Source organism: Streptomyces sp. (assembly GCF_031181555.1).
GTDB lineage: Bacteria > Actinomycetota > Actinomycetes > Streptomycetales > Streptomycetaceae > Streptomyces > Streptomyces fimbriatus.
The window spans coordinates 1-18,880 of sequence record NZ_JAPSKQ010000130.1 but is presented as its reverse complement, the minus strand read 5'-3'; the positions used below and the strand labels follow the sequence as shown (position 1 = coordinate 18,880).

20 protein-coding genes, 2 tRNA genes and 1 pseudogene are annotated in these 18,880 nt (G+C 71.5%); 13 read left to right on the top strand and 10 right to left on the bottom strand.

Going from position 1 to position 18,880, the window contains the following annotated elements; genetic code table 11:
* The first annotated feature begins 50 nt into the window (after positions 1 to 50).
* Together RIM90_RS23110 and RIM90_RS23105 are read left to right on the top strand one after the other, a co-directional pair.
* Positions 51 to 123, top strand: a tRNA-Arg gene (locus RIM90_RS23110).
* A gap of 117 nt (positions 124 to 240) precedes the next feature.
* The gene (locus RIM90_RS23105; protein ID WP_309062664.1) at positions 241 to 552 is read left to right on the top strand and encodes a hypothetical protein; all 312 of its coding nucleotides are present in this window, start codon (positions 241 to 243) and stop codon (positions 550 to 552) included.
* Positions 553 to 717: 165 nt separating this feature from the next.
* On the opposite strand, the gene RIM90_RS23100 is transcribed toward RIM90_RS23105, so the two are convergent.
* Positions 718 to 1,176: a MarR family winged helix-turn-helix transcriptional regulator gene (locus RIM90_RS23100; protein WP_309062663.1), complete on the bottom strand. Its 459-nt coding sequence runs from the start codon at positions 1,174 to 1,176 to the stop codon at positions 718 to 720.
* A gap of 367 nt (positions 1,177 to 1,543) precedes the next feature.
* On the opposite strand from RIM90_RS23100, the gene RIM90_RS23095 reads away from it, so the two are divergent.
* From RIM90_RS23095 to RIM90_RS23080, 4 genes are all read left to right on the top strand, one after another.
* A complete protein-coding gene (locus RIM90_RS23095) occupies positions 1,544 to 1,768 on the top strand; it encodes a cold shock domain-containing protein (protein WP_309062662.1) in 225 nt (74 codons plus the stop codon).
* A 533-nt stretch (positions 1,769 to 2,301) separates the two neighbouring features.
* Complete coding sequence (locus RIM90_RS23090) at positions 2,302 to 2,937, top strand: hypothetical protein (RefSeq protein WP_309062661.1); 636 nt, start codon at positions 2,302 to 2,304, stop codon at positions 2,935 to 2,937.
* 365 nt (positions 2,938 to 3,302) lie between these two features.
* A tRNA-OTHER gene (locus RIM90_RS23085) sits at positions 3,303 to 3,386 on the top strand.
* 134 nt (positions 3,387 to 3,520) lie between these two features.
* Entirely contained in the window at positions 3,521 to 4,267 is a 747-nt protein-coding gene (locus RIM90_RS23080; protein WP_309062660.1) for a hypothetical protein, read from the top strand.
* A gap of 222 nt (positions 4,268 to 4,489) precedes the next feature.
* Here RIM90_RS23080 and RIM90_RS23075 read toward each other — a convergent pair whose 3' ends face one another.
* Together RIM90_RS23075 and RIM90_RS23070 are read right to left on the bottom strand one after the other, a co-directional pair.
* Complete coding sequence (locus tag RIM90_RS23075; RefSeq protein ID WP_309062659.1) at positions 4,490 to 5,680, bottom strand: MFS transporter; 1,191 nt, start codon at positions 5,678 to 5,680, stop codon at positions 4,490 to 4,492.
* A 123-nt stretch (positions 5,681 to 5,803) separates the two neighbouring features.
* Positions 5,804 to 6,400 (bottom strand): helix-turn-helix domain-containing protein, encoded by a 597-nt coding sequence (locus tag RIM90_RS23070; RefSeq protein ID WP_309062658.1) that lies wholly within the window; start codon positions 6,398 to 6,400, stop codon positions 5,804 to 5,806.
* 1,043 nt (positions 6,401 to 7,443) lie between these two features.
* Between RIM90_RS23070 and RIM90_RS23065 the strand changes: the two genes are divergently transcribed.
* The 4 genes from RIM90_RS23065 (at position 7,444) to RIM90_RS23050 (ending at position 11,244) form a co-directional block, all read left to right on the top strand.
* Positions 7,444 to 7,665 (top strand): hypothetical protein, encoded by a 222-nt coding sequence (locus RIM90_RS23065; RefSeq protein WP_309062657.1) that lies wholly within the window; start codon positions 7,444 to 7,446, stop codon positions 7,663 to 7,665.
* Between the two features lie 1,109 nt (positions 7,666 to 8,774).
* On the top strand, positions 8,775 to 9,161 hold the full coding sequence (locus tag RIM90_RS23060) for a hypothetical protein (protein WP_309062656.1): 387 nt from the start codon (positions 8,775 to 8,777) through the stop codon (positions 9,159 to 9,161).
* Positions 9,162 to 9,392: 231 nt separating this feature from the next.
* Positions 9,393 to 9,905: a DUF5994 family protein gene (locus RIM90_RS23055; protein ID WP_309062655.1), complete on the top strand. Its 513-nt coding sequence runs from the start codon at positions 9,393 to 9,395 to the stop codon at positions 9,903 to 9,905.
* Between the two features lie 136 nt (positions 9,906 to 10,041).
* A complete protein-coding gene (locus RIM90_RS23050) occupies positions 10,042 to 11,244 on the top strand; it encodes a SpoIIE family protein phosphatase (protein ID WP_309062654.1) in 1,203 nt (400 codons plus the stop codon).
* Positions 11,245 to 11,288: 44 nt separating this feature from the next.
* Here the strand turns inward: RIM90_RS23050 and RIM90_RS23045 are convergent, their stop codons facing one another.
* The 3 genes from RIM90_RS23045 to RIM90_RS23035 form a co-directional block, all read right to left on the bottom strand.
* Entirely contained in the window at positions 11,289 to 11,774 is a 486-nt protein-coding gene (locus RIM90_RS23045) for a DUF5994 family protein (protein ID WP_309062653.1), read from the bottom strand.
* 557 nt (positions 11,775 to 12,331) lie between these two features.
* A complete protein-coding gene (locus RIM90_RS23040; protein ID WP_309062665.1) occupies positions 12,332 to 13,378 on the bottom strand; it encodes a methyltransferase in 1,047 nt (348 codons plus the stop codon).
* An 11-nt stretch (positions 13,379 to 13,389) separates the two neighbouring features.
* A complete protein-coding gene (locus RIM90_RS23035; RefSeq protein ID WP_309062652.1) occupies positions 13,390 to 14,157 on the bottom strand; it encodes an AraC family transcriptional regulator in 768 nt (255 codons plus the stop codon).
* A 239-nt stretch (positions 14,158 to 14,396) separates the two neighbouring features.
* On the opposite strand from RIM90_RS23035, the gene RIM90_RS23030 reads away from it, so the two are divergent.
* Entirely contained in the window at positions 14,397 to 14,648 is a 252-nt protein-coding gene (locus tag RIM90_RS23030) for a hypothetical protein (protein ID WP_309062651.1), read from the top strand.
* A 67-nt stretch (positions 14,649 to 14,715) separates the two neighbouring features.
* Here RIM90_RS23030 and RIM90_RS23025 read toward each other — a convergent pair whose 3' ends face one another.
* Entirely contained in the window at positions 14,716 to 15,171 is a 456-nt protein-coding gene (locus tag RIM90_RS23025) for a DUF6461 domain-containing protein (RefSeq protein ID WP_309062650.1), read from the bottom strand.
* 245 nt (positions 15,172 to 15,416) lie between these two features.
* Between RIM90_RS23025 and RIM90_RS23020 the strand changes: the two genes are divergently transcribed.
* Positions 15,417 to 15,953, top strand: a complete 537-nt coding sequence (locus RIM90_RS23020) for a glutathione peroxidase (protein ID WP_309062649.1) — start codon at positions 15,417 to 15,419, stop codon at positions 15,951 to 15,953.
* A gap of 102 nt (positions 15,954 to 16,055) precedes the next feature.
* Complete coding sequence (locus RIM90_RS23015; RefSeq protein ID WP_309062648.1) at positions 16,056 to 16,907, top strand: MerR family transcriptional regulator; 852 nt, start codon at positions 16,056 to 16,058, stop codon at positions 16,905 to 16,907.
* Between the two features lie 189 nt (positions 16,908 to 17,096).
* Here the strand turns inward: RIM90_RS23015 and RIM90_RS23010 are convergent, their stop codons facing one another.
* From RIM90_RS23010 to RIM90_RS23000, 3 genes and pseudogenes are all read right to left on the bottom strand, one after another.
* Entirely contained in the window at positions 17,097 to 17,288 is a 192-nt protein-coding gene (locus RIM90_RS23010; protein WP_309062647.1) for a DUF397 domain-containing protein, read from the bottom strand.
* A gap of 223 nt (positions 17,289 to 17,511) precedes the next feature.
* Positions 17,512 to 18,369 (bottom strand): helix-turn-helix transcriptional regulator, encoded by an 858-nt coding sequence (locus RIM90_RS23005; RefSeq protein WP_309062646.1) that lies wholly within the window; start codon positions 18,367 to 18,369, stop codon positions 17,512 to 17,514.
* A 314-nt stretch (positions 18,370 to 18,683) separates the two neighbouring features.
* Positions 18,684 to 18,880, bottom strand: a pseudogene (locus RIM90_RS23000) (hypothetical protein); the annotation flags it as partial.

The window sequence follows — 18,880 nt, the reverse complement described above, 5'->3', positions numbered from 1 at the left end:
CTGGTCAGGTGCGGTTCACCGCACCACGGGCAAGGTTCCGACCAAGCCCCGCCTTCGTAGCTCAGGGGATAGAGCACCGCTCTCCTAAAGCGGGTGTCGCAGGTTCGAATCCTGCCGGGGGCACAGAGAAAAGACCTCCCCTCACCGTTGAGGGGAGGTCTTTGACATCCACGAGCGCGGTCGCTGACGACCGGGACGCCTCCGCAGCAGCCGAACCATGTGACGCACGACTCGCACTGAGTGCCCTGCACGACGCGCGCTCGCACACCGACAAGGCATCGAACCCCGGCCTGCGCACACGACTTCTTCCTGTGCCACACCGCCCCCGGCGCCACCCTGGCCGCGCTGGTGACGGCCGCCGGGCAGCGCTGGATGGTGGAGGAGTCGTTCCAGGTGGCCAAGGGACAGGTGGGGCTGGACGAGCACGAGGTGCACAAGTGGTGTTCCTGGTACCGGCACACCACCGTGTGCATGCTGGCCATGGCCTTCCTCACCACCGTTCGGAGCCGCCATACACCTGCCCGGCCCACCCTCGCCCCCGACCGTGGATGAAATCCGCCGCCTGTACGACCGGATCGTCCTCGCCCCCGCCCGCACCACGCGGCCCCGGCTCGTCATGCACGGGCACCGCTGACGCATCCGCCACCAGAACCGAGCCAGCCACTACCGCACCCGAACGGCCCGTGCTCATTCACCGTGAAACCACCGGCCGTAGTGCTAGTGGTGCCAAGCTCGCCCGCCCGTGTTGTGGATGAACCGCTGCAACACCTTGAGGGTGGTCAGGTACTCCTCGTCGGAGATACCCGCGTGCCGTTCCGCCCAGAGCTCATCCTGAAGGGCCGCGGCCTTGTCGTAGAACGCCCTGCCCTCAGCCGTGATGCCCAGGCGTCCCTCGGCATCCTCGGTGATCCAGCCCTGGGCGATGATCGTGTCGATCTCCGACTCCATGGTTTCCGGGCCGGTGTCGAGGTAGTTCCGAAGGAGGCGGGACACTTCGTCGCGGGTCTTGGCGGTGTCGGCGTTCGCCACCTGCGCGAGGGCCCACCACTGCGGTTGGGTGGTGCCGATCCCGGCGAGGGCGGCCCGGGTGCGGGCGATGACGGCCTTGTAGGCCGCCCAACTCCAGTACCCGATGGGCTGCTTGATCAGGTCGGTGTCGCTGTGCGAGTACTCCATGGCCGAAACCCCTGTCGTTGTCTGAGTCGGTTCGACGAGATCGACCGTAGAAACTCAACTGGACTTGAGGTCAAGGGCGTACCGGTCGTCTCGTCCGAGAGATCGCCTACTCGCTACTCACTCACCGCGAAACCACCGGCTGCAGTACTAGTCAGCAGGAACGAGTGGGTGACACCGTCCAAAGTGCACCACAATGCACTAGATCAAGGGGAACAGCGGGGAACTATGGTGAAAGCCACCGAAACCGACGAGGCCGCAGCCCAGCCGTCCGCCCAGGTCAACGCCCGAGCCAGCTCGAAATGATCGCAGCTTCCCAAGCCGAGGTTCCCGATACGCCAGCGCAGACGGAACCCGTAAGGTTCCCCGCATGGTGACTGCGACTGTCCGTGAGTGGCGCGACGAGGAAGGGTGGGGCGTGCTCGACTCCCCCGAAACACCCGGAGGTTGTTGGGGCCACTTCTCCCACATCCAGATGGAAGGGTTCCGCACGCTGTCGCCGGGACAGCGAGTAGACCTCCAGTGGGAAGCCCCTGGCTTCAAGCAAGACGGGTACGACTACCGGGCGGTGAACATCGTGCCTCGGCCGGCCTGACGTCCACACCCGACATCAACGAGCGCGGTCGCTGACGACCGGGACGCCTCCGCAGCAGCCGATCCATGTGACGCACGGCCTCGCGCTGAGTTTCCTGCACGACGTGCGCTCGCACACCGACAAGGCATCGAACCCCGGCCTGCGCACACGACTTCACGCCCCACACCACAGACTGAGTCACCACTTTCTCCACCGGTTCAAGCCCCGGCTGCGCTCCGCTCCGCCGGGCGCGCCCGCGTGTGGACAGGGCCGGCGGCCATGAGTCGGTCACCGCACGACCACGGCCGTGGTCAAAGCAGTGCCTCCGGTGGGGGCGCTCCCGCATCCGGGATGGAGGGGCGCCGTTCGCGAGTGCCGGCCGAGTGCGGCGTGCGCGGGGAGCTCTCGTCCCGCCTGTCATCGACCCAGGCAGAGCCGAGCAGACGCGGCCCATGGTGTGCGGGGCGACGGCAGACGGGATGGGAGCGGGGGTGAGTGACGGGCTGGGAAAACGGGGCGGGTGCCGGGCAGCAGGGGTGATCTAGGGTGTGCCGATGCAGCCCTTCCCGTCGTCGCAGATACCGGGGAACGACCTCCGGCCCGGCCGTCACTGGTATGCAACGGCGGCCGCGATCTCCGTCGTGCTGATCGTGCTGGGCGTGGCCATCGGTGTGTACCGGTTCAAGAACGTGATCAACGCGGTGGACACGGACAACCAGTTCGCCAACGGCGACACCGTCACTCTGCGGCTCGACCCGGAACACGAGAAGGCGATCTGGATCAGGGATCGGGGCCCGTCGTTCCGCCAGGCGTGCGGCATCACCGGTCCGGGCGACCCCGGTCTCACCGATCCGGGAATCGACGTGTTCCTCACCCGCGACGAGACCTGGAACCCGCTCTACACCATCGACGTGCCGCGGGCAGGCGACTACAAGGTCACCTGCACCTCCCAGGGGCCGTCCCGGTACGCCATCGGGGACCCCGGAGGCTTCGTCACGTTCGGAGTCCGGCTGATGCCGGCCGTCTTTCTCCCGATGCTCGGAGTCGGCGTCGGCGCCGCCATCGTCCTCGTCACCGCCTTCCGCCGCAGAGGCCACCGCAAGCGGCTGCTCGCCGAACGCCACGGCTCCGGTGGCAGCCACCCCGCACAGCCCGCTCCGAGCCCCGGTGCCGGTCCCGACCGGCAGTGAAGCGCCGTCGGCAGCCTGAACTTCGGCAGCGCCTCCGAGACGGTCGAACAGGGGCGTCGCGCCCCCAAGGGGCCAGCTTCCGCCGGAGAGCGCGGCAGGCGGGCACCTGTGCCCCCTGCGTGCCCGAGGGAACGGCACGGAGCGGGGAACGACGGGGAGTCCCGCCGAGCGTCCCGGGAACGCGCAGGTCATCGTCGTGCCGGGTCAGGACGGGGGCGCGTGCGCGATCTTCCGGACCGGCGCTCCAGGCCGCGCCGTGGCGCTTGACGCGATCATGGAGACTCCATTGACCTCGCGTTGTCAGGCCGCCCCAGCACCACACGCCGCCAGGCCCGCCGGACCCGAGTGCCGGCATCTTTCCCTCCGCCCCGTTCTCGACCACGAGGCCCGGCATGGACGCGCCGGTACGGATAAGCGGGTGCCGCAGGTTTGAATCCTGCCGCGGGGCGCAGAGAAAAGGGCCAGATCAGGAGGGGTTTCCTCCCCGGCTGGCCCTTCGTCGTGCTCGGGGTCGTGCCACGGATGCCACGTGGAACCCGCTTCACGAGCGCACCGGACCGAGTGGGGAACAGCGGGGGTCACGGTGGAGAAGGACCAGTCCGAAGAGACGGCAGAGCCGCCGTTCGCCCAGCCCAGCGCCCTGGTTGATCCCCGTGTTCCGCAGCTTCCCGAGCTGAGAGGGCGGGTCGGTCCCACGCCTCGCCGGCCTGGCAGACTGCGGCCCATGAAGCGGTCCGCTCGTCTGCCTTTGACCCCGCGTCCCCTGCCCCCGCTCCGCGGCGACGAGTCGATCGTCGGCGTCCCGGACGCCACCGTGGTCGACTTCTGGCGGTTCGCCATGCCGGACCTCCGCATGAACAACACACGCGGCCTGTTCGCCGAATTCCTGGTCCACCAGGCGGTCGGCTCCCACAAGCCTCGTGTGGAATGGGCAAGCCACGATGTCGAGACCGACGACGGACTGCGCATCGAAGTCAAGGCCGGCGCATACCTGCAAGCCTGGGATCAACGAGCACCGTCCCACATCCGCTTCAGTGGGCTCCGCGCTCGCACGTGGTCGCCCGATGACGGTTACTCGGAGGCGAAGTCGTACAACGCCGACGTCTACGTCTTCGCCGTCCAGACCGCCCGTGAACACGCTGCCTACAACCCGCTCGACACGGCCCAGTGGGAGTTCTACGTACTCCCCCGCCCCGTGGTCGCCGCCCTGGACGCGGACAGCGCCGGCCTGGGCGCGGTTCGTGCGGCGGCCGGTCCACCCGTGTCCTTTCCCGCCCTCGGTGACCGCATCCGGTCGGCCGACCCCCGCCCCGGCACGACCGCCGGCTGACCGGCGAAGCCCGTGCCGGACACAGGGTCGGCCATGGTCGGTACGGGTGCCCGGCGGACAAGCCTGCGCATGTGGGGTGGTCGGCGACGCCACGGCGACCGGGAGGCAGGGGCGGCGATCGTGTCCGTGGCCGCCTCCGGCCGCACCCGGCGGCAGGCTCCGGAAACGTTCGGACCGTCCTGGTCGACCGTGTACCGGCGGTTCGCCGAATGACGCCGACGCTCACACTCGTTCCGTGTGTTCGGCAAGGCGTGGGGCGGGGCGGCCCGTTGTGGGGGCGGAACGGCGGGTGAGGTCGGGCAGGACGGTGCCCAGGCCGACCAGGGCCATGATCGCGCCGAGCCAGAGCGGGGCGCGCAGGCCCCAGGTGTCGATCACGACGGCGCCGATGGAGGAGCCGAGGATGATACCGAGGGTGATGAAGGAGGAGTGGACGGTGTTGACCAGCGGGCCGGCGTTGCCGGTGCGCTGGACGCGGGTCACCATCGCCGGGTTCATGGTGACGCCGACCAGGCCGATGCCCATCATGCAGATGACGGCCGGTGCGGGCAGGTCGGCGAGCAGCGCGAAGCCGGCCAGGAACACGGTGTTGAGGACGAGGCCGACGGCGAGCACCGGGACGGTGTGGCGGTCGGCGAAGCGGCCGACGATGTTGTTGCCGAGGACGGTGGCGGCGCCGTAGGCGATCAGCAGGACGGGGACCGTACCGGTGGAGAAGCCCGTGAGGCCGGTGAGGATCGGGTTGAAGTAGCTGAAGGCGGAGAAGGTGGCGCCGATGACGAGCGTGCTGGTGGACAGCACCAGCCACAGCCTGGGCTTCTTGAAGACCCTGACTTCCTGTCGGAAGCTGCCGCCGCCCTCGGCGGGCTCGATGCGGGGCACGCCGAACAGGGTGGCCAACGCGGCGATCACGGTGATGGCGGTGATGGTCCAGAACGCCGCGCGCCAGCCGAACCGCTCGCCGACCAGGGTGGAGACGGGCAGTCCGAGCAGGGTGCCGAGCATGAGGCCGTTCATGGCGACCGCGATCGCCCGGCCGCGGATCTCGGGGCGGGTGATCTGGGCGCACATCGAGATGCCCACGCCGAAGAAGGCCTGGGAGGCGATGCCGGTGATGATCCGCGCGGCCATCATCGTGGCGTAGCCGGTCGCGGTGGCAGCCAGGACGTTGCCCGCCAGGAAGACGGCGAACAGCACCATCAGCGCCGTACGCGGCGGGAGTTTCATGAGCGCCACGGTGAGGAACGGCCCGCCGACCGCCATGGCCACCGCGAACGCGGTGATGAGGTATCCGATCTGCGGGATGGTGGCGTTCAGGCCGTCGGCCATCTGAGGCATCAGTCCGGCGACCACGAACTCGCTGGTCACCATGGCGAAGATGCCGAGTGCCAGGATGTATACGGCACGGGGCACGGTTCGGTCTCCTTGGAGGTCGGCGCCGACCGGCGTGGGGGCCGGGGCGTGGTGGCGAAATGTTATGGATCGATCGGTACAAAACTTGGGCGCAGGCGGGCATCGCCCGGGGCGAAGGGTGGATCAGCGGGTCAGTGCGTCGAGGGCGACTTCCGCGATCGACTCCAGCGTGGCCCGGTCGGCGCCGCCCTGACTCGAGAGGCGCATGCCGCCGATCGCCGCGTTGATGAAGCGGGCCAGCGCTCCGGCGTCCCGCTGCGAGGTGATGCTGCCGTCCCGGCGGCCTTCCTCGATCACCGCGCGCAACACCGCGAGCCTGCGGGCCGTGTCGCGCTCCAGCATTCCCGCCGCCCGGCTGTCGCGAGCGGCCAGCTCGACCGTGGTGTTCACGGTCAGGCAGCCCAGGCCGCGGCCCTCGGCCCGGCGCTCGGCCTCGCCGTCGACGACCATGCCGAACAGCGCGCGGATGCGGTCGGCGGCACTCTGCCGGGCGTCCTCCAGGACGGCCAGCTGAGCGGTGGTCATGGTGTCGATGTAATGGGCCAGCGCACGCTCGAACAGGTCGTGCTTGCTTTTGAACGTGTTGTAGATGCTGCTGCGCCCCAGTCCGGTGGCTTCACAGAGGTCCTGGGTGGAAGTGGCCTCGTAGCCCTTCTCCCAGAATGTGTGCATCGCCGCGTCCAGGGCCCGTTCCTCGTCGAACATCCGCGGTCGAGCCATGACGTCAGCCTAACCGTTTTGGACCGGCCGTTTCAATACGTGCGAGCCTCGCGCCCACCCCGCCTCGGGCCCACCCCGCCTCGGGCCCACCCCGCCTCGGGCCCCACCGGCGCGGAGCGAGCCGGCGGGACGGCTTGGCCCTTCACCGGTCCCGCCTTCCCGAACGCGGCGCCCGCGCAGCCCGCGGGGCGGGGCCCGCGCACCCCGTGACCGGAAGTCAGATCACTCTTACGCAGCGTTACTTCGCCGCGATCGAGGGGACACCCATATCACAGTGGCCCCACGCAAAAGCCCACCGATCGCCGCGCAGGCTTCCCGACAGGAGCAGCGGGCGGCGGGTGGGCACCCAGGAGGTAATGCCATGAGTGTGACCTCGGCGAACCCACTTTCGATCCCCCGACCGCGAGACTGGGCTGCCGTCCTCGTCGTCATCGTGGTCGTCTACGCCCCCCTCGCTCAACTCCAAGACGTCCTGACCAGCTTGATCGCGCTGTCGGCAGTCCTGGTCTGCGGCTCCGCGGTGAACGCGGTATCAGCCCGACGGCCGCAGACGACCAAGTGACCGCCGACCGGCCCCGACGAGGCCCCTCCCGGCCTTCCCTCCCCGGGAAGGCCGGGAGGGAGCCGTCCGTGCCCGATCCGGCAGGAACGGGCGGGGAGTGAGGGGGAACACTCCGGCACGACGCGGGCACTCCGCGCGGCCCGTGAGACAGGTGATCCCCGCGGCCGGTCGCTCCTGACCGTCACGAACCGCGAGGTCCCGCGTCCACCGCCCCATGGCGTCGGGCTCCGCACGCGATGGTGCGTGTGGCGACCGTCTCCCCCGCTCACGGCTCTGCGGCCGGAGCGGGCATCCATCCGGATCCAGGACCCCGCCCCGGCCCGGTGGCCGGCCGGAAGGGATTCGGCGCGCATGCGGCCGGGAAACCCCGCGCACACGCGAGAACCACCGGAGCGGGTGCCGCCGCCGTCCGGGCCTGTGCCGGACGACGGACGTGGACGGCCGTAGCGAGCGGGACGCGCACAGGCGCATACTGGGGGCGATGACAAAGCCTGCTGCACCGAAGCGTCATTTGCCCACCAGCCCCTTCAAGGCCCCGGTCACGCTGCCCCCCAAGCAGTTCGCCGTGGGCGACCAGGTCACACACGACATGTACGGCCTCGGCCGGGTCATCGGCGTCGAGGAGGGGATCGCGGCGGTCGTGGATTTCGGCTCGGCGCAAGAGCGGATCCTGAGCCCGTACTCCAAGATGACCAAGCTGTAGGACCGCGGTGCCCGGTCACGGCACGCCGGGTCCCCTCACGGACCTGTAGCGAATGGGAGCCTCCTCATCGATCCGAACTCGCTGTTCTCCGCTCCGGAAGGGGCGCCCCGCTGTGCCGCTGCAGCAGCGCCCCCTCCGACGACGACCCCCTTCCACGCCCCGGACTTCGGGGAGGACGAGACCTTCCCGCTGAGGGATGCGCAGGAGTCCGTCCCGGGTACGGGTGCGGCGCCGCCCGAGGGGGCCGGTTCCCACCGGTGACGGTGGTTCCGGCAGCCGGCCGCGGGCCGTCCCCGGTTCCCTGCGCGACGTGTGCCCGGAGGTCGCGCAGGAGGCCAGGTGGCAGCAGCGGAACGCCCTCCGCGCGGGTCGGGGCGGCCACGCCCCGTGTCCCTGAGCCTCGGCCCCGCTGACAGTCGTCCGGGGACCATGCGTGGACGACAGTCCCGGGTTCCGTCGGGGGCGACCTCCCGGCCGGCCCTCACCCCGACCCGGGAAAGCCTCCGGAGCCGTTGCCGTACAGCAGCGGAGTCACTGCGACCACCGCGGGACCGCAGCCGACCGTCACAAGGCCGCCCATGGCCGGCCGACCGGCCCCGGCCGGCCCACTGGACCCCGCTGACCGACCGGCCGAGAGTTCGGGACCAGGAGGTCGCGTGCCTCTGCCGTGCCGTGCGCCGAGGACGAGGCCGGCCCCGTCACCGGTGTGCGAAGCCCCCGGCTCCCCCACGGCGCTCCTGGCACCCGGCGCGGTCGCCGCCGGGTGCGGACGGCGGACGGTCGAGGCACCGAGGGCATCACGCCCTCCGGCCGCCACGCCGGGTCGTCCTCGGCGAGGGACGAACCCCCGGGCCGCCCGCCGCGCCCGGCGGTCTCACGAGTACCGCGACGCGGGTGCCCGAAGGCCCCGCTCGCCGGTCGGACCGTCCGGTCCTCCGGGACGGGATCCGCCTTCGCCGGCTGACCCGCCGGCAGGCCGAGGGGGTGCGCGAGGACATCGCGGACCCGGCCGCGGCGTCCGCCGCGGGTACGCCCGGCGAGGCGTACCACGACCGGGGGACTTCCTGCGCCGCCTGGCGGTCAGCGCCCGGCGTCCCGGCTTCGCGCCGTTGGTCGCCGAGACGACGGTCCTGGCCGGTTGCACCTCCGGCTCTCCGGTGGACCCGGACGACTCCGGCCGCCGGGCGTTCGGCGGAACGCTCCGGGAGGGCGTCCAACGGCTCGCCTCCCGAGTGCGGTTCGTCGTCCTCGCCCAGGCCGTGTCCCATCCGCACGCTCAGTGCCGCGACATCGCCCGCCGCCTGCAGCAGCGTCTGCTCACCGGCCTGCACCCCTCCCTGGGGGTCGCCCTGCTGCATCCCGCCGGCCGGGCGGGGCAGGACGCCTTCTCGTCCTGGGGCCGGCAGGACACCGGGGAGGTCGTCGGGCCGCCCGGCCCTGTCGCCCCCCGCGCGTCGGTCCGGCCGGTCCAAGGGCCGTCCCCGGCACACCGGTGATCCGGCAGCGGGGCGGTGAGCCGGCGGCCGGACCGGCCGGGGCGGTCGCACCACCCCTCGTCGGCCGTACGGACGTGCTCCGTGCGGTGATCGCGGTGCCGTACCGCCCGGCACGGCCGGGAGTGGCCTGGCACACACCGAGAGATTTCGGGCATACTGCCGCGAAGGCGGCCGTTCCCGGCGAGTGACGGACACGGGCAACCGGAAAACCGCCCGGGACGGGATCACACGATGAACGCCATCACCAAGCCCGCCGAAGGTACGACCCCGGGTGACGGACACACCTACCGGATGCCCCTGCCCCGGCTGCGCCTCGCGCCGGACGTCAGCCACGGTCCGCTGGGCGGAGCGTGGTGGCCGCGCTGCGACGCACTGGAACCGGGGCTGCCCGCGCTGGTCGCTTCACTGGATCCGGGCGTCGGCACCGTCACCCGCGTCACCGTGGGGACCCCCGCCCGGCCCGGTGCCCCGCGGAAGGCGATGGCACCCGGCCATGTGATCGAGGTGGCCCTGACCGACCTCGCCGCCGAGGCCCATGCCGTCACTGCGGACTGCGACACCGTGGGACGGTGGAAACTGCTGGTGATCCCGCCGGACGAACCGGCCGGAGCGGCTGCCGGGCTGCCGATCGCTGCCGCCGACTCCGGGATCTCGCTGCCGGCTCCGCGCCTGCCGGCACTCGTCGAGAGCGGCCTCGACGGACAGGCCGCGCGGGAGCCGGAAGGAGGGCCCGGACTCAGGTGAGCGGCACGACGCGGTCGGGCCCACGTGGCCGGCCGACCCGGGCGCCGACGCCCCCTCGACGGAGAGATGGCGCCGGCGGCCCCTTCGCCGTCCCGCCCCACCGCCCCGGTCGGCGTGGAACACGGCAGGTGAGGGGATGACGGCTGGGCGCCGCGACCAGTACACGGACCGCTCCGAGAGCTTCGGGGAATCCCTGCTGGGGGAGATCCTCGATCGCGCGCACGAACTGCCGCCCCACCTCGTCGGGCCCTTGGTCTCCGACGTGGTGGAGCGGTTCGGGGGCCGCCGTCCGCAGGTGCTGCTGCAGGACTACGGCCAGCTGCTGCTCGTGCCCCTGCCCGGCGCGGGTCTCACGGGCGGGGAACCGCAGGTGATCGACGACTCCGCGGCAGGCCGCTGCTTTCTCGACGCCCACCCCGTCGAACTGCCCGAGGACGACGGGGTGCGGATCCACCTGCCGCTGCTGGACGGCGGCGACCAGGTCGGGGTCATGGCGATGACGTTGGACAGCGTCGACGGCCACGACCGCCGCATGCTGCACAGGATCGCCGGCCTGGTGGCCGACCTGCTGGTGACCAAGCACGGCTACTCCGACCTGTTCTTCGGTGTCCGACGCAGCGAACCGATGAGCGTCGCCGCGGAGATGCAGTGGTCCCTGCTGCCACCGCTGGCGATGATCATGCCTCGGGTCGCCGTGGCCGGGATCCTGGAACCCGCCTACGACGTGGCGGGTGACAGCTTCGACTACGCCCTCAACGGGGACGTCCTCCACGTGGCCATGATCGACGCGATGGGACACGGCCTGGACGCCGCCACGATGGCCACCGTGGCCATCGGCGCCTACCGTCACGCCCGCCGCGCCGGCACCGGCCTGCCGGAGATCTACGGCTTCATGGACCGCGCCGTGGCGGACCAGTTCGGCCCCGAACAGTTCGTCACCGCACAGATGATGCAGCTGGACATCACGACGGGACGGCTTCAGTGGGTCAACGCCGGGCACCCGTCACCGATACTCGTCCGCGATCACCGCGTCGCGTTCCGGCTGACCGGTCCGACGACCCTCCCCGTCGGCTTCGGGGGTCCGGAGCCGCAGATGAGCGAGATGAGGCTGGAGCCGGGGGACCGCCTGCTCTGCTTCACCGACGGGCTGATCGAGGAACACACGAGGGGCGAAGAGGAGTTCGGGGAGAGCCGGCTGATCGACTGGGTGAACCAGTTGGAGAGAACCGGCCGCGGGATCCGGGCGGTGGTGCGCTCCCTGTCCCACACGCTCAAGCGGGCACGGGGCGGACACACGACAGACGACGCGACGCTGCTCCTGGTGGAGTGGCGCGGCTGACCCCACCGGTGTCACCCGGCGCCACCGCGCCGGCCGCGGCCCGCTCACCGGTCCGGCGGCGCCTGCGCGCTCCGGGTGTCGATGAGGATCTGCTCCGCCTGGCTGAGGTTGTCCGCCCGGACGGCCTGGGCCATCGCGGCGCGGGCGGCCTCGGGGGTCGCGTCCGGGGGAACCACCAGCAGCGAGAAGAGATCCTGGTCGCCGCGGGTGATCAGGACGGTGTCGTCGCCCACCGGGAAGGAGTCGATGTGCACCACCCGGTCGTCGACGACGATCCGCGTCGGGAGCCCCTCCCAGGCCCCGGCGTCCAGCCCGACGCGCCGGACGGGGCCGAGGTGGCCGGTGAGGGCGCTCAGCAACGCGGGCAGCTCGGCCCCGATGTCGCGCGACCGCGGCCACCACGCGCCATCCAGCACGCCCTCCCGCGACTCCGTGGTCTCCAGCCGAAGCAGCGCGCAGCCGGGCCGCACCGCCTCGTGAACGCCACTGGGCAGGCGCCAGGAGACCGGGCGTGCGTCGGAACCGGCCATGAGGATCACCCGTCTTCGGGAATCGGTGCGACCACGGGAGACGCCCCGCCCCTCCCACGCTACTCCTCGCACCACGGGCGCCGGTGCCCCCGGAAGTGTCCTGTCCCCGACGGCCCCCGCTCGTCGAACGCCCCGGGAGGGGGCCGGTGCGGTCTCGCGGATCCCGGCACCGCTCTCCTGGACGAAGCCGGCCGGGGGCAAGCCGCTCCGGAGCGGGATCGTCTCCGTTCCGGAGGCCCGGCACCTGCGGCTCGCGTCACTTGCGCGTGCGGGAGTGCCTCCGGCCTCAGCCGCACGGGAGCGGTCGGTCGGCCGGGCGTACTGGTGTCCCAGCACGCGCAGCAGTATCCAGATCATCGGGGTCCGTCCGCCGGGTGATGCCCGCGTGTCACCGGGCGCCGGTCACCGGCCACCCGCACCAGGCCGCCGTGCGGCACCCGGACCACGGTCCGTGAGGCGGTCGGCCCGCCCTCCCGCGGTCCTCCGGCGTTCCGCGCCCGAAGCGGCACGTCGCTCTCCTCCTCCGGCTCGGACAGGGTGCGGTGGGCGGTTCGCCGTCATGCGGCTGCCGCCTCGATGAGGCAGTACGGAGCGGCCCGCGTCAGCGGGGTCACCGAGGTGAGGGACAGGCCCGCCCTGCGGCACACGTCCTCGAAATCGGCCCGGGTCCGTTCCCTGCCGCCCACGTTCACCAGCATGTTGAGGTCGGTGAGGTAGGTGAGCCCGGCGGTTTTGGTGTCGACGACCTCGGGCAGAACGGGCTCCACGATCAGTACGCGTCCGGCGGACGGCAGCACCTCGCGGCAGTGGGTCAGGATGGTGACCGCCTGTTCGTCCGTCCAGTCGTGCAGGATGCTCTTCATCAGGTAGAGGTCGGCGCCTTCGGGGACCCGGCGGAAGAAGTCCCCGGCCACCAGGGAGCACCGCGCCGAGAGCCCCTGCCGCTCCAGCGTCGCCGGCGCCTGCCTCAGGCCTTCCTCGGTGTCGTAGAGGACGCCCTTGAGGGCCGGGTGCGCGCGGAGCACTCCGCTCAGCAAGGTGCCGTCGCCGCCGCCGACGTCGGTGACCGTGCTGAACCGGCCGAAGTCGAAAGCGTGCGGCAGCGCGGCGGCCGTCTCCCTGACGGCCTGGCTCATGGCCGCGTTGAACTCCGCGGACAGGTCCGGGAGTTCCTTGAGGTGGCTGAAGAAGTCCTTCCCGAAGACCGTGTCGAACGCGACGTCGCCGGTTCGGACGCTGTCGTCCAGGTGCTCCCAGGCACGCAGCATCACCGGCTCGGTGAACATCCGTACCAGCGAGGTGAGCGCGTCGGGCCGCCCGGGGTCCAGGAGTGCGCCCGCGGGGGTCACCGAGAAGGAGTCCGCGGTGTGCTCGCGCAGCAGGCCGAGGCTCGCCAGGGCGCGCAGCAGCCTGGCCATGGGCCGGGGTTCGGCTCCGGCGTCGGCGGCCACCTCGGCTGCCGTCCGCTCCTTGTCGCCGATCAGCTCCACCACCCTCAGCCGGACGGCCGCGCGAACGGTCTGCGCGGCCATGCTGCCGAACACGAGCTGTTCGACCAGTTCACGGCCGCCCCGGGTGCCGTTCGTCACGGCGTCGTTCGTCATGGTGTCGTTCGTCATGGTTGTCTCCTCTCGGTCGTGCCGGTCAGCGCGCCCGGTGTGCACCCGGCGAACGCCAGGACCTCGCGGTGCAGGTGGGACTGGTCGGCGTAACCGCAGGCCATGGCGACTTCGGCGGGGTCCCTGCCCGCGCGGAGGCCTCTGACGGCGTGATCGAACCGGACCAGCATCGCGGCCCGCTTGGGGGTGAGGCCGAGCTGGGTGCTGAACCTGGACCACAGTCGTTTACGGCTCCACCCGCAGGACGCGGCGAGGTCGCCGACCCGTGTCCGGCCGCGATGGACGACGATGCGCTCCCAGCTGGCGGCCACCTCCGGGTCGATGGACGGCCTCGCGTGCCGGCCGGCCAGGAACTCGTCCAGCAGCGCGAAGCGTTGCGGCCACGTCGTGGCGGCGGCCAGCTGCTCCCTCAATCGGGCCGCTTGCCGTCCCCATACGTTCTCCAGATCGGTTATCCCTCCGTTCAGTTCGGACAGGGAGACGCCGAGCAGGGAGGACGCGATCATCGGTGACAGGTGCACCTCGATGCACTCGACCCGCGCGCCGCGAATGCGCGTGGGGCTCGGAAGCAGGGCGGCGACAAGGCTTCCGAGCGTCTGCCGGTCGGTGGTGCCGTCGACCGTCAGCATGTCGTCCGCGAATCCGACCACGACGGTCACGACCGGCTGGGGCAGTACCCGCATGTCCAGCCCGGTGCCCGCACGATCGCGGAACGCCGCCACCCGGACGCCGTCGATCCGTGCGCCGCCGACGGGTACGGTCACCTCCCAGCCGACTGCTTCCTCACGATCCACTGGATGCGACCTCCCGGGCGTCTCACGGCTGAGGACTCTTGGCGGGCGCCGGCGAGCGGTGCGGCCGCGGCGCGTACCCCGACTATCGCCGAGTTCGGCAGTGACCGTCTTGGACGAATGTTCCCGACGGATCCGGACGGCGGCGGCCGGGCCGGGCGGTCGGCCCGGGGGGCTCGTGGCGGCGCCCTGGCCTGAAGGATGATGTGCGCATGCGGAGCGAGGATGAGAACGGCGGATCGACCGCCAACAGGGTGTTGGCGGCGGGTATTTCGGTCGGGTTGTCGCTCGGTACGGCGCTCGGGCTGGTGCTCGGGCTGACCGTCTTCGGCAACCTCGGGCTCGGTCTGGCCCTGGGAATGGCCCTGGGACTGGGAGCCGGTACCGCCGTGGGTGTCGCGGCGGGTACCAGGGGGGACCACGGACCGGATTCCGGACGGGAGGGCGAAAGGGCGCAGGAGTAGGGCCCGCCGAGGCGTCGGGCCGACGGGGGGCCGTTCGGCGGACGGGCACGGCCCGCGGTCGTGCCCGTCAGTCGGTCAGGGCGTGGAGCAGGCCGCTGAGCAGGGGTTCTTCGTCCAGATGGGCTCCGGTGAAGCGGATGCCGAAGGCGTTCTCGGCCAGGGTCAGCGCGCCGTACGTGTCCGCGTTCTCGCCGGGGACGAGGCCGGCGGGGCCCAGGTACCGCGCCAGGCGTTGCGGGTCGCTGCCTTCCGGGGCGACCGGCACCAGGGTGTTGATGGTCGTGATCACCTCGCCGTCGGCGGCGTAGGCGAAGACGTCCACCGGCTTGTCGTTGTGGTGCAGCGCCACTGCTTCTGTTCCGGCGGAGACGGTGCGGAGGATCCGCTCGTCCACTCCGTGCATGCCGCCCATGCGGGTCAGCAGCTCGGCCGGGGTCAGGTTCCGGGCGAAGGTCAGGGTGTAGAAGGGGAAGTCGCCGTGCCGGAAGAGGTCCAGGCCGCGTTCGGCCGGGTCGTGGGTCATGCGGCGGATCGTCGCACGCGGCACCGGCAGGCGGCTGCCCTGCGGGCGGTGCCGCGCTCGCGCCCTGGAGGGCGAGCACGCCGGAGGAGGGGAGGCGTACGAGGCGGTCCTTGACGTTCCGCCGGGAGGCGAAACGTCCGGGAGGGGGCTGGTCGTGGGGCTGTGGTGTGCGGGTGGACGGCGGTCGGGGCGTGCTCGTCGAGGCCGGTCACGGGAAGGTCACGTCACGGGGTTAGCATCCGCGCATGACGACCGCAGAGAACAACGGCAGCAACCACAGCGACGGCACCGGCGGTGCCTCTCCCCTCGACGTCGAGATCGGCGCCCTGAACGGCGGCTCCGCCGGGCTCGCGCAGTACGCGGGCCGGGCCGTGCTCGTCGTGAACGTGGCCTCCCAGTGCGGGCTGACCCCGCAGTACGCCGGGCTGGAGCGGCTGCACGAGCGGTACGCGGAGCGCGGCTTCACCGTGCTCGGCGTGCCCTGCAACCAGTTCCTCGGGCAGGAGCCGGGCAGCGCGGAGGAGATCGCCGCGTTCTGTTCGGCGACGTACGGCGTGACCTTCCCGATGACCGAGAAGGTCGAGGTGAACGGGGAGGGGCGGCACCCCCTGTACGAGCGCCTGGTCGGCTTCGCCGACGCCGAGGGGCACAGCGGGGACATCCGCTGGAACTTCGAGAAGTTCCTGATCGGGCGGGACGGCGAGGTCGTCGCCCGCTTCTCTCCGCAGACCGAGCCGGAGGCCGCGGAGGTCGTGGCGGCGGTGGAGAAGGCGCTCGGCTAGGACCCGGCCGTCGGAGTCCCGTTGGTTGACCTTGTCCCCGGGGCAGGGTCGAGTCTCGGTGCCGCCGGGCGGAAGGACCGTCCGGCGGCGGAGGATGACGGGGTGGACGAGGAACTGCTGAGCATCGGGGCGTTCGCGTCGCGGGCGCGGCTGTCGGCCAAGGCCCTGCGGTTGTACGACCGGCTGGGGCTGCTCGCCCCGGCCCGGGTCGACGAGGTCACCGGTTACCGGTTCTACCGGGCCGGCCAGGTCGAACGGGCCCGGACGGTGGCGCTGTTGCGGCAACTGGACATGCCGCTGGCGGTCATCGCCGAGGTGGTCGACGCGGACGACGGTGCGGCGGCGGCCGACCGGCTCGCCGCCTACTGGGCGGACGTCGAGGCGCGGATCGCCGGGCAGCGGACACTCGCCGAGTACCTCCGTGGACGGTTGTCGGGGAGGAGCTCCGAGATGTACGGGAAGTTCGTGGTCGAGACGGTGGACGTGCCCGAGCAGGTGCTGGTCACCGAGACGCGGCACACGCTGGCGGACGAGTTGCCGGCGTGGATCGGGGCCTCGCTGGGGCGGCTGGAGGAGGCGGCCCGGGAGTGCGGGGGCGTGGCCGGGGTGCCGTTCGTGGCGTACCACGCCGAGGTGTCGATGGAGAGCGACGGTCCCGCGGAGGCGTGCGTCCCGGTCGCCGACGAGGCGGCGGCGCGGGAGTGGGCCGCGCGGCGGGGCCGGGCCCGGGGGACGGCGGTACGGGTGGAGCCGGCCCGGCGGCTGGCCCGCACCCGGATCACCAAGGCGCAGGTGGCGCATCCGCAGATCCTGGCCGCCTTCGAGGCGGTGGAGGAGTGGATGACGGCCCGGGGGCTGACGCAGGCCGGTCCTTGCCGGGAACTGTACTTCGCGGACTGGGACGCCGCGGGGGCCGAGGACCCGGTGTGTGACGTGGCCTTCCCGGTGAACTGAGGAAGAGGAGGCCGGGACCGCGCACCGGAGCCCTCTCGGCTAGGACGGCGAACTGGTCGAGAGGGCTCTGTCGGCGGTGCTGTGCCGGTGGTGCCCGCACCGAGGGTGCTTGCACCGTCGGCTCCTGCGTCGGAGGCTCCTGTGCCTACGGCACGGGGACGGTGGCCCGTGCGGCGGCCGCCGGTCCGCTCAGTCCTTCACCGAGGCCACGAAGGCGGTCCACGCGTCCGCGGGGAAGGCCAGCTTCGGGCCCTCGGGAACCTTGGTGTCCCCGAGTTCCAGCGCTTCCTCGGTGGCCGACCTGACCATCACGCACGCGCCGTTGTTGTTGGTGTAGGAGGATGTCGTCCACGTTTCCGTGGCACCCAGACGAATTGCCATGTTCGCTCCGTAGCCAGTTGCTGAGTTGCTGTCCCGGGCTGCGCATTCCGGCGTGGACCCGCAGAACGGATTGCGCCAACCCTCACTGGTGGTTGGCGTGATCGACGCTACTCGCCAACATCCTCTTTCGGAGCGGTCGTTCACTCATCCGGATGGCATATTCCGGACAAGGCTTCCCGTCAATCATGTCAGGGGTGTACTGTTCGCGCCGCCTGGCGGCGGATCAGCGTGCGTACTCCTTCGCGATGCGTTCGACGAGCCGGCGGGACTGGTCCACGTTCAGGGACTGGGCCCGCAGGTGCTCGTACATCACGGTGTACTTCTGCACGTCGTGCGGCTTCTCCAGGTACAGGTCGCTGGTCACGCCCTCGATGTACACGACGCTCGAGTCGGCCGCGTCGGCGAACTCCAGGATCGAGTACTGGCCGTTGATGCCGGCGTGCGCGCCCACCTCGAAGGGCAGCACCTGCACGGTGATGTGCGGCAGCCGGGACAGTTCCATCACGTGCTCGAGCTGCTCCCGCATCACCTGCCGGCTCCCGACGACCCGGTGCAGCGACGCCTCGTCCAGGACCACCCACAGCCGCAGCGGATCCTTCTCCGCGGTGATGCGGCTCTGCCTGCGCAGGCGGACCTCGACCCGCTTGTCGTTGTCCTGCTCCGAGGACTCCGGCGAACCGCCCCGGATGATGGCCTCGGCGTAGGCGCGGGTCTGCAACAGGCCGGTGATGATCTGGGGTTCGTAGACCCGGAGCGATTCCGCGTCCGTCTCCAGGCCGATGTAGACGCTGTACGGGATGTCACCGAAGGCGTGCCACCAGCCCTGCTGGCGCGAGTCCTTGGCCATCTGCATCAGCGAATCGACGATGCGCTGGTCCTCCACCTCGTAGACCCCGCACAGGTCGCGGACGTCGCGCTGGCTGATGCTGCGCCGGCCGTTCTCCAGCCGGCTGATCTTCGACTGCGACACCAGCAGTCGTTCCGCCACTTCCTCGGCCGTCATGCCCTTGAGCTCGCGGAGCCTGCGCAGCTCCTGGCCCAGCCGGCGCCGCCGGACAGTGGGATTGACATTCGACGCCACGGGACGTGCACCTCCGGCTGCGTACCTCGTACTTGCCACTTTGCATATCTGCTGCCGAGCAGACTGCCACCAAGGTGCTTCCTACCGCTGGGAAACGGTGGATATACGACGGGTACACGCCCGTTCACAGGACGGCGGCGGCACAGGCGCCGGTTCCGGGCACGCCGAGCGGGGCGGAGGGAGTGCGCGCACTCCCTCCGCCCCGCTCGGACAGCGGCTCCCGTGACCGGGTCTGCGGTGCCGTGGATCCGTGCCGTGCCGCGCCGTTGGCCCTTGGGCCCGCCCCCCTCGGGGACCGCCGGGGGACGTACTGCTCAGTGGGCCACGGCACGCGCCATGGATCCGCGGCGCGGTTGCGCCGGAACGCCTCGGGCGGGTTCCGGCGCGCCCCGGCCGCCGTCGGCCTGGCGGCCGGCCGGAGCGGGGCTGCGGCGCGGCTGGGCCGCCACGCCGTTCTGGACGTCCATCACGGCGTGCGCCACGAGACCGCCCATGGGGTCGTGCCTGATCA